The following is a 13,694-nucleotide window of genomic DNA, read 5'->3' as shown; positions in this document are numbered from 1 at the left end:
CCTGCTCGCGATGGGGCCAACACAGTCACCGCATCAATCAGGTCGGGCAAGTTTCCTGCCCGTTATCCAGCCCTTGTTTGTAGCTATGACTGACCAGGCTGGCCTTGCCGTTGTGCCAGGTCAGGGTCAGTACGAACAACGAGTCGTAATCGCTGGATTCCCAATCTTCGGTGATCTTCTGTTTCTTGCCGACCGCTTCTCCGGCGACTTTGTTGATCAGCTCCGGCAGGTAGCCGTGGGACCAGGCGGTATAGATGACCGAGTTGTGATACTTGTCGTGCAACAGTTCATCGGCCAGGTCGCTGGTGTCGTTGGCCGAGAAGTTGATGTTGACCGGCAAGCCGAGTTTGATCGCGCTCGGGCTGATGGTCATTAACGGGCGAATGTAACTGTAGGAGTTGTCCAGTTCGCCTTCCTCGACATTACGCGTCGGGTTGGCGGCAAACACATAGTTGGCGTTGCCGAATTTTTCCGGCAGCAGGGTAGCCAGGTCGATGGCGCGGTTCAGGCCCTGGCAATTGAGTTGACCGAGGCCGCCTTCAGGTTTTTCCGCGTGGCGCAGAAACACCAGCGTTTGAGTTCCGTCCACCGGTTGAGCGCGACTTTCGCGGGACTCCAGCATCAAAAACAATGCGCTGGCCGCCAGCACAGCGGGCAGGAATATATAAGCGCGATGTTTGAAGCGATTGGCTAGTGTCAGAAATTTCTTCATGGAATAAAAGGTTCTTAAGCGCATTTTGGTTAAGGCTGACAAACCTTTACACCGCGATTTTCCTGCGTCGGGTGTTTTCCATGTCGTTGAGCCGATCCGTTTTCAAAGGGGCAGTGCTCAGAGTCCTCTGTTGCCCATTTGGTTCGATACCGGCCGAGAGCGCAGCAATGTACCGGTAACCTTGCACGGCTTGGAGCAAAGGTTATCGACAACATGTTGCGGAATTGTGGACACCGTACACCTGTTGGCGCGCCCCCCCCCTGTGATCTCCTTTAATTCCGACCATCAGCCATATTGATGGGTCAAACGCTTCCAGCGCTGGCTATCTCGATTATGATCGTCGCTCTTTATTTTCCCGTGGATCCTTTCCCATGACCGATTTGTCCGCGTTCCCCATCACCGAAAAATGGCCGGCCCAGTATCCGGAGTGGATTCAGCTGTACTCCTTGCCGACGCCCAACGGCGTCAAGGTCTCGATCATGCTCGAAGAGATCGGCCTGCCGTACGAGCCTCATCGCGTCGGTTTCGAGAGCAACGATCAGATGTCCCCGGAGTTCCTGTCGTTGAACCCCAACAACAAGATCCCGGCCATCCTCGATCCCCACGGCCCTGATGGTCAGCCTTTGCCGCTGTTCGAGTCCGGGGCGATTCTGATCTACCTCGCCGACAAGACAGGGCAACTGTTGGCCCAGGAATCGGCGGCGCGTTATGAAACCATTCAGTGGCTGATGTTCCAGATGGGTGGCATTGGGCCGATGTTTGGCCAGCTCGGTTTCTTCAATATATTTGCCGGCAAGGATTACGAAGACAAGCGCCCCCGTGACCGCTATGTCGAAGAAAGCAAACGTCTGCTCGGTGTCCTCGACAAGCGCCTCGAAGGACGTGACTGGATCATGGGCGAGCGCTACACCATTGCCGACATCGCGACCTTTCCGTGGATTCGCAACCTGATCAGCCGCTATGAAGCGGGCGATCTGGTGGGCATCCAGAACTTCCCCAACGTCACGCGGGTGCTGGAGAAATTCCTCGCGCGCCCGGCGGTGAAACGCGGGCTGGAAATCCCGAAACCCGTCTCCAACTAATCCACCGCAATCCCTGTAGGAGCTGGCTTGCCAGCGATGAGGCCGGCACATCCAGCATTTGTGTTGAAGCAACCACCGCCATCGCTGGCAAGCCAGCTCCTACAAGGGATCTGTGTTGGCTCCGGTGATTGTTGCCGTTCCAGTAACGCTGTCTTGAGCGTTCGACGTTTGTGCCCTGCGCCTCGCAGGGCATAAGCTTCGCCCCCTCTACGACTTTCGTCTCGTCCCCCGATTTTCAGGAATTCCCATGTCCAGCCAGTTCCCCGAAGCACGTCCACGCCGTCTGCGCCGCAATGCGAGCCTGCGCAGTCTGTTCCAGGAAACCGAGTTCAGCTTGAACGACCTGGTGCTGCCGATTTTTGTCGAAGAAGAAATCGACGATTTCGTGCCGATCAAAAGCATGCCGGGCGTGATGCGTATACCGGAGTCGAAACTGGCCGGCGAGATCGAGCGCTATGCCCGGGCCGGAATCAAGTCGGTGATGACCTTCGGCGTGTCCCATCACCTGGACGGCAACGGCAGCGACACCTGGAACGACAATGGCCTGGTGTCGCGCATGTCGCGCATCGCCAAGGATGCCGTGCCGGAAATGATCGTCATGTCCGACACCTGCTTCTGCGAGTACACCGACCATGGCCATTGCGGCGTGCTGCATAACCACGAAGTCGACAACGACCAGACCCTGATCAACCTCGGCAAACAAGCGGTGGCGGCGGCCCGCGCCGGTGCCGATGTGATTGCCCCGTCCGCGGCCATGGACGGGCAGGTCCAGGCGATTCGCCGGGCACTGGATGAGGCCGGTTTCACCCAGACGGCAATCATGGCCTATTCGACCAAATTCGCCTCGGCGCTGTACGGGCCGTTCCGCGAAGCCGGTGGCAGCGCGCTCAAGGGCGACCGCAAAAGCTATCAGATGAACCCGATGAACCGCCGCGAAGCCGTGCGCGAATCGCTGCTGGACGAGCAGGAAGGCGCCGATGCGCTGATGGTCAAGCCTGCCGGCGCGTACCTGGACATCATCCGCGACATTCGCGAAGTTTCGCGTTTGCCGCTGTCGGCGTATCAGGTCAGCGGCGAGTACGCGATGATCAAGTTTGCCGCGCAGGCCGGGGCGATTGATGAAGATCGCGTGGTGCGCGAGAGCCTGGGGGCGATCAAGCGGGCGGGGGCGGATTTGATCTTCACGTATTTCGCGATGGACCTGGCCCTGGCCGGGATCTGATTCCACCCTGAACCCTGTGGGAGCGGGCTTGCCCGCGATGAGGCTGGTACATCCAACATCTATTTATGTTGGCTGGGCTGCCGTCATCGCTGGCAAGCCAGCTCCTACAGGGGGAAATGGTGCTTTTGGAATCAAGCAAAAAACGGCCGAATCCCGTGGGTGCGGAAATAACGCTCGATCACCTTCGGGTCCGAGCACGTCTCGGCAATCGCCACATAGGTATCCGGTCGCAACAAATAGAAGCCGTTACGCCCAAGTCCCGCCGCTTCAAACGCCGGTCGCCAATCGAACACATGCAACGGCAAATGATGCTCGATGCACCAGGCAATCATCTCGTCGCTGGTGTCGCCATACACATGCACCTGCCAGGTCAGGCATTTTAACGATTCAAAATTATCCCCTTCACCATCATGGGCCCAAGGCAGGCGATCGCCGCCGTGGACGTGCCCGGCCACGCCTGTGCTCAATGGCATGCCGCGATAGTTCAGGGTGATTTGCGACACCGTGCGGAACAGGAATTCGCGGGATGCCTCGAAGGAGGCCATTTTCGGAATCACGAAGGGCGCCAGACGCGTGCGCAACAGGTCGGCCATGCGGCCTTCAGCGGTGGCGAAACTGAACACCCGGTCGGTGGTGGCCACCAGTTTGCGGGCAAACGCGATGCGTTCGGTTTCATAGGTGTTGAGTAATTTAGCCTCGGCGGCGCCGCTCAAGACGGCCGCAAGTTTCCAGGCGAGGTTGATCGCATCGCCAATCCCGGTGTTCATGCCCTGGCCCCCGGCGGGGCTGTGGACATGGGCCGCGTCGCCCAATAGAAACGCGCGCCCGGTGCGAAAGTGGTCGGCCACCCGATGATGCACGCGATAGGTCGAGAACCAGTTCACCTGCTCGATCTGCACCTTCAGATTTTCAATTGCGCGGCTGCTGACGTCTGCAAATTGCAGGGTTTCGGCATGCTCGGCGCGTTCATCACGGACGGTGCCGATCAAGCGTGCGCGCCCCGTCGCGGCCAACGGGAATACGGCGAGGAAATCCGCTTCATCGAGATCCACGTGCAGTTCGCCATTGAACGTCGGACCGCTGGCCTGCACATCGGCGACATAGAAAATCTGTTGATAGGTGCCGCCGGGAAATCCGGTGTCCAGGGATTTACGCACGATTGACCGCGCACCGTCGCACCCGGCCAGATAACAGGCTTGGCAGATTTCATGCTGGCCGTCAGGCAGGCGCAACGTCGCGGTAATGCCGTCGCCGGTTTCTTCGAAGCCCAGCAACTCGGTGTTGCGTTCTACGGTGATGCCGAAGGTCTCGAGGCGTTCGATCAGCAGGCGTTCGTGTTCGTCCTGGGGAAACATTTCGAGGAAGGCGTAGGGCGTCAGTCCCTCGCCAACGCGGCTCAGGGGCAAGCGCGCCACAGGCTCACCCTTGACCCAGAAATTGGCGGCCGCCACGCGATGGCCCTTTTGCACGACCGCCTCACTGAGGCCGAGCTGGCGATACAACTCCAGCGTCCGCGCCTGCACGGCCAATGCCCGCGACGTGGTGCCGGGGGCTGAGGTCTTGTCGATAATCCGTACGCGGACTCCCAGTTTGCTCAGCCACAGTGCCAGGACCAGCCCGGTCGGGCCGGCGCCGACGATCAATACATCGCTGCGATGCATGTGCCGTTCCTCCTTGCGGTGTGGGTCAAGTATGGTCCACGCGCGCCGGGCGGCCAGGCTGACTGCTCAACGGAAGAAATGTAGGAGCTGCCGCAGGCTCGGGCCGCGTTCGGCAGCTCCTACAGGGAGAGGCGTTTTACGATTAGAAGTCGATGGTGCCTGACAGCTTCGCCACGCGAGGCTCGCCCTGGGTCAGGTAGCCGCCCTGGGCCGATTCCCAGTATTTCTTGTTGGCCACGTTTTCGACGCCGAAACGCAAGGTCACGTCCTTTTCCTGGACCTTGAAGGCGTAACGAGCGCCGGCGTCGAAGCGGTTCCAGGTCGGCAGGCTGAGGTTGTTCGCCGCGTCGGCGTACTGGCCGCCGGTGCGCAGCATCCGCCCGTTCAGTGCTACGCCTTGCAGGCCCGGCACGTCCCAATCCACGTTGGCGTTGAACTGGAAGGTCGGCACGCCGATGGCCTGATTACCGTCATTGAGGCCGCCCTGGGTTTTCTTCAGTTCGGTGTCCATGACCGTCACGCCGCTGAGCAGGCGCAGGCCATCGATCGGCTCGCCAAAGACGTTGAGCTCCACGCCTTTGTTGACCTGTTCACCATCGTTCACGAAAACCGCGGTGTTGGCATCAAGGACCTGGGTGTAGCCATCGGCCGGTTGCTCGATGCGATACACACCGAGCGTGGCGCCATAAGTGCCCATGTCGACCTTCACGCCGGCTTCGATCTGTTTGGAGCGGGCCGGGGCAAACACTTCGTTGCCGTTGACCACCACGCGGGAACCCGCCGTGCTCGGTGCCGTCGGGCCTTCAGCCAAGCCTTCGATGCGGTTGGCGTAGAACGACACGTGTTCCCACGGCTTGAACACGATGCCGTACACCGGCGTGGTGATCGACTCGTCGTAGTTGGACGTCCGGGTTCCGGTGCCGTAGGCATAGCCCTGGACTACCAGTTGCTGACGACGCGCCCCGACGGTCACCAACAGGCGATCATCGAAGAAGCCCAGGGTGTCGGACACCGCACCGCTGCGCACGAAGGTTTTGCCGGTGATGCCCGGATCGTGCAGGTCGCCGCCGGAGAAACCGCCCTGTGGCGCCGGAACCTCGACCGGGTGGTAGATGTTGTTCGGGTAGCGGGTCAGGTCGAAATCGAAGGCGTTGCGCTGTTGGGTCCAGATGCCGGCCAGGCCGAAGTTGAGCTGATGGCTGACCGGGCCGGTGACGAATTTGCCATTGAGGCCGGCCATGGCGCTGGAGTTGTCCTCGTCGTGGGGAATGAACGAGCCGGTGGTGGTGGAACTACCGTCGTTCCCCACCAGGGTAGTGCTGTTGTAATTACCGACTTCACGGGTGTGCTTGTGGCCCGCGGCGGCGTAGGCGGTCCAGCTTTCGTTCAGGTCGTACTCGGCGCGCAGCATGCCGAAGGTGTCTTCGATCTGGGTGAAGCCCCACTTCTGCGCGTAGTTGGTGTCGGCCGACGGCGCATCCGGGATGTGCGTGGTAGTGCCCAGGTTCACCGAGCTGCGGCCACCGTTGATGCGTTCTTTGGAATAGATGAAATCGCCGGAAATGCGCAGGGCGTCGCCCCGATAATCCAGGCCGATGGCGAACAGCTTGGAGCGCTGGTTTTCATCGTCGATGGCGGTGTCGCCCTCGCGCTGGGACAGGTTGACGCGTGCGCCGAAACGGTTGTCCTCGCCGAAACGCTGACCGACGTCGAGGTGTTCACCGATGCGCCCGTCATCGCTGATGTCGGTGCTGAAGCGGCGCAGCGGCTCGTCACCGGCGCGTTTGGGTTGCAGGTTGACGCCGCCGCCGATGCCGGAGCCGCTCGGGGTCACGCCGTTGATAAAGGCATTCGGACCCTTGAAGACTTCCACCCGCTCCAGTGCGTCGGTGGAAATGATCTGGCGCGGCAGGATGCCGTACAGACCATTGAAGGAAATATCGTCACCGTTGAGCGGCAGGCCACGGATCATGAAGGTCTGGGCCTGGTTGGAAAAACCGGAGGCTTGGCGCACCGACGAATCGTTGAGCAGCACGTCACCGACGGTTTCGGCTTGCTGGTCGCGGATCAACTCTTCGGTGTAGGCGGTCATGCTAAACGGCACGTCCATGATGTCCTGGTTGCCCAGCACGCCCAATTGCCCGCCACGCGCGACTTGGCCGCCGGCATATACCGGTGGCAGATCGGACTGGGAAGGGGCTTCGGCGTTGACGTTGACGTTGTCCAGCACCAGCGCTTTACCGTCGTTTTGTGCCGGTGTGGCGGGCGTTGCCGCGTGGGCGGTGACGGACAGCGAGCAAAGCAGGGCGATTAGCGTCGGGCGAAAAGGAACGCGGGGTCGGGCTGGAGTGGTCATGGTTCGTTCCGGGCGGCGCGCCGCCTCTGAGAAAAAGTTTTTTCGGCGCGGGAACTCCTTGCGCAAATACGACTCCAGGAGCGAATGATAGGAGTTCTCAATCATGTTGCGCAATCGGTTTGTCATTACGGTGTGTAGGTAAAGCCTGGATAGGAGGTGAAGTTGCCTTTGTGGCGAGGGAGCTTGCTCCCGCTGGGCTGCGAAGCGGCCCCTTATATCCCTGAAAAAAATGGGAGTGCTGCGCACTCCAGCGGGAGCAAGCTCCCTCGCCACAGGCAACTCCTATGCCTGGCGGAGTGCGATGGGAGGAACAGCAGCTCTACGCCGTAGTCATAGCCTGCACCATGCCATCGATCGTATGGTTAACCCGGCTCAACGGACTACCTGGAGCAACATGCAAGCCCATCGATTGATCATGAGCATCGCCGCGTTGCTGGTGCTGGCCGGTTGCGGCAGCCAACGGACCCAGGAACCGCCGGCGCGCAAGCCCGCCGAGGTCAAGGCGGAAATCGTGCGATTGCTCCCGGCGAAGACGGTCGACCGCCAGGGTTGGGCCACGGATATCTATGCTGCCTTTGCCGCGCAGAACATCACGCCGAGCACGCAAAATCTGTGCGCGGTGCTGGCCGTTACCGAGCAGGAATCGACGTTTCAGGTCGATCCGCCCGTACCGGGGCTGGGCAAGATCGCTCGCGAGGAAATCGATCGTCGCGCGTCCAAGGCGCACATTCCCGGCCTGTTGGTCAGTGGCGCGCTGCAAGTGCGTTCGCCCAATGGCAAAACCTACAGTGAGCGCCTGAACGCGGCGCGTAGCGAAAAAGAACTGAGCGCGATTTTTGATGACTTCATCGGCATGGTGCCGATGGGCAAGACCCTGTTTGCAGGCTTCAACCCGGTGCACACCGGCGGCCCGATGCAGGTCAGCATCGACTTTGCCGAGCAGCAAGCGAAGGGTTATCCGTATCCGGTGAACGGCTCTATCCGCCGTGAAGTGTTTACCCGGCGTGGCGGCATGTACTTTGGTATCGCGCATTTGCTCGGATACCCGGTGAGCTACGAGCAACCGCTGTACCGCTTCGCCGATTTCAACGCCGGTTGGTACGCCAGTCGCAATGCGGCGTTTCAAAATGCTGTGAGCCGGGCCTCGGGCATCCCGCTGGCGCTGGACGGCGACCTGGTCGACCATGGTTCGATCATGCCGGGCACCACGGAACGGGCGGTGCGTACCCTCGGCAAGCAACTGGACCTGCGCAATACGACGATCAGGAATCAACTGGAGGAGGGCAACAGCCTGGCCTTCGAGGATAGCGAGCTCTATCAGCGGGTTTTCGCCCTGGCCGAACAGGCCGAAGGCAGGGCATTGCCGCGTGCGGTATTGCCGGGGATCGTGCTGCAAAGCCCGAAAATCACCCGCAAGCTCACCACGGCGTGGTTTGCCAAACGGGTTGATGAGCGTTATCAGCGTTGTATGAAGCGGGCAGGTTGAGGATCAGAAGATCAGAAGATCAGAAGATCAGAAGATCAGAAGATCAGAAGATCAGAAGATCAAAAGATCGCAGCCTTCGGCAGCTCCTACAGGGTATGCGCATTCCAATGTAGGAGCTGCCGAAGGCTGCGATCCTGGCGTCCGATCAGGCACAACATGATGTGCGAGTTCACGCAGGCATAAAAAAACCCGGCTGATGAGGCCGGGTTTTCGTCGAGTACCGCGGTAAAACCATTCATTCAAGCGATACGGTTGCTGTTCAGGCGATCAGAGCCATCGGCGGCCACGGTGTTGCCATGCAGGCGGTCGGAACCATCGGCGGCCACGGTGTTGCCATGCAGGCGGTCGGAACCATCGGCGGCCACGGTGTTGCCGTGCAGACGGTCAGAACCATCGGCGGCCACGGTGTTGCCATGCAGGCGGTCGGAACCATCGGCGGCGACAGTGTTGCCATGCAGGCGGTTGGAACCATCGGCGGCCACGGTGTTGCCGTGCAGACGGTCGGAACCATCGGCGGCTACAGTGTTGCCATGCAGACGATCAGAACCATCGGCAGCAACACGATTTTCGATCAGGCGATCCGAGCCACCCTCAGCCACACGGCTTTCAATCAGACGATCCGAGCCACCTTCAGCAACAACTGGCTGAACCGAGGTAGCGGCAAAAGCGTTCACTGCAAAAACCGAGAAAGCGATGCTGAGAAGAGTTTGGCGTTTCATGATGGTGTGCTCCGGGGTGTTATTGGTTGGTATGGAGCAGATGTTACGCGGCGGATTTTTTAAGAGAACTTCATTGACGTGATGGTGAACATCGACAGTATTGATAGGGCGTGCGGCATACCTACTGTGGCCGTGATGATGCAGTCGTCGGATGGCTCAGGCGTGTGCGATGGCGGCTTCTACACTGGTTAACGTCGCAAGGAGGTGTGTATGTATCAGCTCTACGGTCATCAAAATTCAGGCGCGGCGGCGATCGAAGCTGCGCTGGAACTCTGTGAGATTCCCTATCGCTTCATCGATGTGGAGGCGTCCCCGGAGGCCGCGCAGGCGCTGGAGAAACTCAACCCGCTCAAGCAGATTCCGACGCTGCAATTGCCCGACGGCGGAATCCTCACCGAGAGTGCGGCGATCCTGATCCATCTCGGGATGTCGTTTCCGCGCTCGAAGCTGTTGCCTTATGAAGCCGCCGAACGCGATCAGGCCATTCGCGGATTGGTGTACATCGTCAGCAATTGCTACGCAGCCATCGGCATCATCGATTACCCCGAGCGCTGGCTGGCCGCGGCGGATCAGGCGTCGAGGCAAAACCTCATGGCCGGCGCCCGCCAGCGGCTGCATTGGAGTTGGGAGGTGTTCGCCGATCAATTCTCGGGCGAGTTGTACCTGGGAGACGAGACGCCAGGCGCGCTGGACGTGCTGGCGGCGGTGGTTACCCGATGGGCCGGCAGTCGCGAACATCTACGCAATGCCCGTCCGGGATTCTTCGCCTGGCTGGAGCGTATCGACCGTCATCCGACATTGGCGCCGGTGTTCGCGAGGCATTGGCCCAAATGAACACCAAACATCCCCTTGTAGGTGTGAGCCTGCTCGCGATGGCGGACTGACATTCAACAATTATGTCGACTGACACACCGCTATCGCGAGCAGGCTCGCTCCTACAGGAGGAGGGAATTACTCACCGCGAATGTACTGCTCCAACTGACGAATCAGCTCAGCCTGTTCGGCAATGGCTTCCTTGACCAGGTCACCAATCGACAGCAAACCGATCAACTTGCCGTTTTCCACCACCGGCAGGTGGCGTAGGCGCCGGTCGGACATGATGCCCAGGCAGGTATCGACAGTTTGATGGGTGTCCACCGTGATCACCGGCGACACCATGATGTCGCGCACCGGCGTGCCCACTGATGAACGCCCGTGCAGCACCAGTTTGCGCGCGTAATCGCGTTCACTGATGATGCCCAGCACTTCTTCATTCTCCACCACCAGCAGAGCGCCGACGTTCTTCTCGGCCATCTTCATCAGCGCTTCGAGCACCATGTGATCCGGCTTGATCTGATGCACTTCCTGATTCTTCTGATCTTTCAACTTGAGCAGTTGCGCGACGGTTTTCATGGCGGTTTCCCGGGTGTTGTCGTTGTTCTAGAAGAATCGTAGACGCAAGCGCGCAGGGCAAGAGCGAAAGCGGCAGATACCACTCAAAAAACGTCATTGGGCGGATTTTCTTTGGTAAATCTCAAAAGATCGCAGCCTTCGGCAGTTCCTACAGGGTGTGCGCGTTCCATTGCAGGAGCTGCCGAAGGCTGCGATCTTTTCAAGGCGATGACGCGTAGAATTGCCACCCTGAATCAATAGTGAGGTTGGCAGTGGTGGATTTACCGCAGGGCTTCGTCCTGACCCGGCATTGGCGCGATACTCCGGCCGGTACGGAAGTCGAGTTCTGGCTGGCGACCGATAGCGGTCCCCAGCGAATCCGCCTGCCTCATCAGCCTTCGGTGGCGTTCATCCCGGCAGATCAGCGCGAGCAGGCCGAGGCGCTGTTGCGCGATGAAAAGAACGTTGAGCTCAAACCTCTGGCCCTGATGGATTTCGAGCACCGACCGGTGCTCGGTCTGTACTGCCAGCAACACGGGCAATTGATGCGTCTGGAAACCACCCTGCGCCGGGCCGGTGTCGACGTGTTCGAAGCCGACGTACGCCCGCCCGAACGCTACATGATGGAGCGGTTCATCACCGCGCCCGTGCGTTTTGGTGGCACGCCGGGTGCCGAGGGTTTGCTGCGCGATGCGCAGATGAAGCCCGACCCGGATTACCGGCCGAACCTCAAACTGGCGTCCCTCGACATCGAAACCACCGCCCAGGGCGACTTGTATTCCATCGCCCTGGAAGGTTGCGGTCAGCGTCAGGTGTACATGCTCGGCCCGCCCAACGGCGACGACAGTCAGGTCGATTTCCAGCTCGAATACTGCGACTCGCGAACGATACTGCTGAAAAAGCTCAATGAATGGTTCGCCCGGCACGACCCCGACGCGATCATCGGCTGGAACGTCGTGCAGTTCGACCTGCGCGTGTTGCACGAACACGCCCGGCGCCTGGCCGTGCCGCTGAAACTGGGGCGCGGCGGCGAAGAAATGCAGTGGCGCGAGCACGGCAACGGAAATCACTACTTCGCTTCCGCTGCGGGCCGATTGATCATCGACGGCATTGAATCGCTGCGCTCGGCGACCTGGAGTTTCCCCTCGTTCAGTCTGGAAAACGTCGCGCAAACCCTGCTCGGCGAAGGCAAGTCGATCGACAATCCGTACCAGCGCATGGATGAAATCAACCGCATGTTCGCCGAGGACAAACCGGCGCTGGCCAAGTACAACCTCAAGGATTGCGAGCTCGTCACCAGGATTTTCGCCAAGACCGAATTGCTGAAATTTTTGCTGGAGCGGGCCAGTGTCACCGGTTTGCCGGTGGATCGCATGGGCGGTTCAGTAGCAGCGTTCACCCACCTCTACATGCCGTTGATGCATCGCCAGGGCTTCGTCGCGCCGAACCTCGGCGGGCGCCCGCCGCAAGCCAGCCCCGGTGGCTTTGTCATGGACTCGCAGCCAGGGCTGTACGAGTCGGTGCTGGTGTTCGACTACAAAAGCCTTTATCCGTCGATCATTCGCACCTTCCTCATCGACCCGGTGGGGTTGATCGAAGGGCTCAAGCATCCCGATGACGCGGACTCGGTGCCGGGCTTTCGCGGGGCGCGGTTTTCCCGTACCCGGCATTGCCTGCCGTCCATCGTTGCGCGGGTCGCCGAAGGTCGCGAAACCGCCAAGCGCGAACACAACGCGCCGTTGTCCCAGGCGTTGAAGATCATCATGAACGCGTTTTATGGCGTGCTCGGCTCAAGTGGTTGCCGCTTCTTCGATACCCGGCTGGCATCGTCCATCACACTGCGCGGACACGAAATCATGCTGCGCACCCGCCAGTTGATCGAAGCCCAGGGCCACACGGTGATTTACGGCGACACCGATTCGACCTTCGTCTGGCTGCGCCGCGCCCATGGTCAACAGGAAGCCGCGCAGATCGGCAAGGCGCTGGTGGATCACGTCAACCAGTGGTGGCGCGAGCATGTGCGGCAGGAATACGGGCTGGAGAGTGCGCTGGAGTTGCAGTTCGAAACCCATTACAAGCGCTTCCTGATGCCGACCATTCGCGGCGCAGAGGAGGGCAGCAAGAAACGATACGCGGGGTTGGTGACGCGCGCCGATGGCACTGAAGAGATGGTCTACAAAGGTCTGGAAACCGTGCGTACGGACTGGTCGCCGCTGGCCCGGCAATTTCAGCAGGAGCTGTACCTGCGCATCTTCCATCGCAAACCCTATCAGGATTATGTGCGCGACTATGTGCGCAAAACCCTGGCGGGCGAGTTCGATGAGCGCCTGATTTACCGCAAGCGCCTGCGCCGCACTCTCGATGATTATCAGCGTAACGTGCCGCCCCATGTCCGTGCAGCGCGCATTGCCGACGAGTACAACGACCAGCAGGGTCGACCGCGGCAATACCAGAATGGCGGCTGGATCAGTTATGTGATCACGGTCGCCGGCCCCGAACCGCTGGAGATCCGCAGCGCGCCGATCGATTACGACCATTACGTTACCCGGCAATTGCAACCGGTGGCGGACGCGATCCTGCCGTTTGTCGACGACGACTTTTCAACTTTGATTGGTGGGCAACTGGGCTTGTTTTGAGTCCATCAGCTGTAAGGTCCAGTTATCGGGAATGCCGTGGAAATACTTGTTCAAGGCTTGATGGAACACGCTGTGGTCGGGCGAGAGCTGGGCGAACAGCGTGATCGACGAGTGAAATTTCAGGTTGTCGGGGTGTCCGAAAATCGACTCCACCGAACCCTCTTGGATGTTCAGAACTTCTTGTGTGCAGATGCGTAAACGGGCGCCCAATAACGGATGATCGAGGTAGGCCTGTGCTTCTTCTCGGGAACTGATCGCGAAGCATTTGGACATATCGCTGCCGCCCAAACCGGCAAATTGAGGAAAGACAAACCACATCCAGTGGCTGCGTTTTTTACCTTCATTCAATTCTTTCTGGACTTTGTTGAACACCGGGTCTTGCGCCTGAACAAAGCGTTGCAGGTTAAAGGCGTCCAGCTGATCGGTGCTTCTCATGCAGAAGCCCTCTG

General features: G+C 59.9%; 11 protein-coding genes. 5 read left to right on the top strand and 6 right to left on the bottom strand.

What is annotated here, in order from left to right:
- Window positions 1-37: 37 nt before the first annotated feature.
- Complete coding sequence (locus KGB21_RS24265; RefSeq protein WP_034149916.1) at window positions 38-712, bottom strand: hypothetical protein; 675 nt, start codon at window positions 710-712, stop codon at window positions 38-40.
- Between the two features lie 371 nt (window positions 713-1,083).
- Between KGB21_RS24265 and KGB21_RS24260 the strand changes: the two genes are divergently transcribed.
- Both KGB21_RS24260 and hemB read left to right on the top strand, forming a co-directional pair.
- Entirely contained in the window at window positions 1,084-1,794 is a 711-nt protein-coding gene (locus tag KGB21_RS24260) for a glutathione binding-like protein (RefSeq protein WP_034149917.1), read from the top strand.
- Between the two features lie 247 nt (window positions 1,795-2,041).
- A complete protein-coding gene (gene hemB, locus KGB21_RS24255) occupies window positions 2,042-3,016 on the top strand; it encodes a porphobilinogen synthase (RefSeq protein ID WP_034149918.1) in 975 nt (324 codons plus the stop codon).
- 131 nt (window positions 3,017-3,147) lie between these two features.
- Here hemB and KGB21_RS24250 read toward each other — a convergent pair whose 3' ends face one another.
- Both KGB21_RS24250 and KGB21_RS24245 read right to left on the bottom strand, forming a co-directional pair.
- Window positions 3,148-4,677 (bottom strand): FAD-dependent oxidoreductase, encoded by a 1,530-nt coding sequence (locus tag KGB21_RS24250; protein WP_034149919.1) that lies wholly within the window; start codon window positions 4,675-4,677, stop codon window positions 3,148-3,150.
- Between the two features lie 142 nt (window positions 4,678-4,819).
- Window positions 4,820-7,033, bottom strand: coding sequence for a TonB-dependent receptor (locus KGB21_RS24245; protein ID WP_223506957.1), 2,214 nt, complete (start codon window positions 7,031-7,033; stop codon window positions 4,820-4,822).
- 394 nt (window positions 7,034-7,427) lie between these two features.
- Here KGB21_RS24245 and KGB21_RS24240 point away from each other — a divergent pair, with 394 nt between their 5' ends.
- Complete coding sequence (locus tag KGB21_RS24240) at window positions 7,428-8,519, top strand: DUF1615 domain-containing protein (RefSeq protein WP_034149921.1); 1,092 nt, start codon at window positions 7,428-7,430, stop codon at window positions 8,517-8,519.
- Between the two features lie 239 nt (window positions 8,520-8,758).
- Here KGB21_RS24240 and KGB21_RS24235 read toward each other — a convergent pair whose 3' ends face one another.
- Complete coding sequence (locus tag KGB21_RS24235; RefSeq protein ID WP_223506956.1) at window positions 8,759-9,238, bottom strand: hypothetical protein; 480 nt, start codon at window positions 9,236-9,238, stop codon at window positions 8,759-8,761.
- Window positions 9,239-9,448: 210 nt separating this feature from the next.
- Between KGB21_RS24235 and KGB21_RS24230 the strand changes: the two genes are divergently transcribed.
- Complete coding sequence (locus tag KGB21_RS24230) at window positions 9,449-10,072, top strand: glutathione S-transferase N-terminal domain-containing protein (RefSeq protein ID WP_223506955.1); 624 nt, start codon at window positions 9,449-9,451, stop codon at window positions 10,070-10,072.
- Between the two features lie 117 nt (window positions 10,073-10,189).
- Here KGB21_RS24230 and KGB21_RS24225 read toward each other — a convergent pair whose 3' ends face one another.
- Window positions 10,190-10,630: a CBS domain-containing protein gene (locus KGB21_RS24225; RefSeq protein WP_034149924.1), complete on the bottom strand. Its 441-nt coding sequence runs from the start codon at window positions 10,628-10,630 to the stop codon at window positions 10,190-10,192.
- Between the two features lie 254 nt (window positions 10,631-10,884).
- Between KGB21_RS24225 and KGB21_RS24220 the strand changes: the two genes are divergently transcribed.
- Window positions 10,885-13,245 (top strand): DNA polymerase II, encoded by a 2,361-nt coding sequence (locus KGB21_RS24220; RefSeq protein ID WP_223506954.1) that lies wholly within the window; start codon window positions 10,885-10,887, stop codon window positions 13,243-13,245.
- Here the strand turns inward: KGB21_RS24220 and KGB21_RS24215 are convergent.
- Window positions 13,210-13,680, bottom strand: coding sequence for a DUF1810 domain-containing protein (locus tag KGB21_RS24215; RefSeq protein ID WP_223506953.1), 471 nt, complete (start codon window positions 13,678-13,680; stop codon window positions 13,210-13,212). The genes KGB21_RS24220 and KGB21_RS24215 overlap by 36 nt on opposite strands.
- Between the last annotated feature and the right edge of the window lie 14 nt (window positions 13,681-13,694).

Origin of the sequence: Pseudomonas sp. GL-RE-29 (assembly GCF_019947275.1) — a bacterium.
Lineage (GTDB): Bacteria > Pseudomonadota > Gammaproteobacteria > Pseudomonadales > Pseudomonadaceae > Aquipseudomonas > Aquipseudomonas fluorescens_A.
The sequence above is the reverse complement of the archived record's forward strand: the minus strand, read 5'-3'. Positions and strand labels throughout refer to the sequence as shown.

Bases quoted from the DNA above. Each gene is read 5' to 3' on its own strand.
- KGB21_RS24260 (WP_034149917.1), top strand. From the start codon at position 1,084: ATGACCGATTTGTCCGCGTTCCCCATCACCGAAAAATGGCCGGCCCAG.
- KGB21_RS24225 (WP_034149924.1), bottom strand. From the start codon at position 10,630: ATGAAAACCGTCGCGCAACTGCTCAAGTTGAAAGATCAGAAGAATCAG.
- KGB21_RS24245 (WP_223506957.1), bottom strand. From the start codon at position 7,033: ATGACCACTCCAGCCCGACCCCGCGTTCCTTTTCGCCCGACGCTAATC.
- KGB21_RS24235 (WP_223506956.1), bottom strand. From the start codon at position 9,238: ATGAAACGCCAAACTCTTCTCAGCATCGCTTTCTCGGTTTTTGCAGTG.
- KGB21_RS24215 (WP_223506953.1), bottom strand. From the start codon at position 13,680: ATGAGAAGCACCGATCAGCTGGACGCCTTTAACCTGCAACGCTTTGTT.
- hemB (WP_034149918.1), top strand. From the start codon at position 2,042: ATGTCCAGCCAGTTCCCCGAAGCACGTCCACGCCGTCTGCGCCGCAAT.
- KGB21_RS24230 (WP_223506955.1), top strand. From the start codon at position 9,449: ATGTATCAGCTCTACGGTCATCAAAATTCAGGCGCGGCGGCGATCGAA.
- KGB21_RS24240 (WP_034149921.1), top strand. From the start codon at position 7,428: ATGCAAGCCCATCGATTGATCATGAGCATCGCCGCGTTGCTGGTGCTG.
- KGB21_RS24250 (WP_034149919.1), bottom strand. From the start codon at position 4,677: ATGCATCGCAGCGATGTATTGATCGTCGGCGCCGGCCCGACCGGGCTG.
- KGB21_RS24265 (WP_034149916.1), bottom strand. From the start codon at position 712: ATGAAGAAATTTCTGACACTAGCCAATCGCTTCAAACATCGCGCTTAT.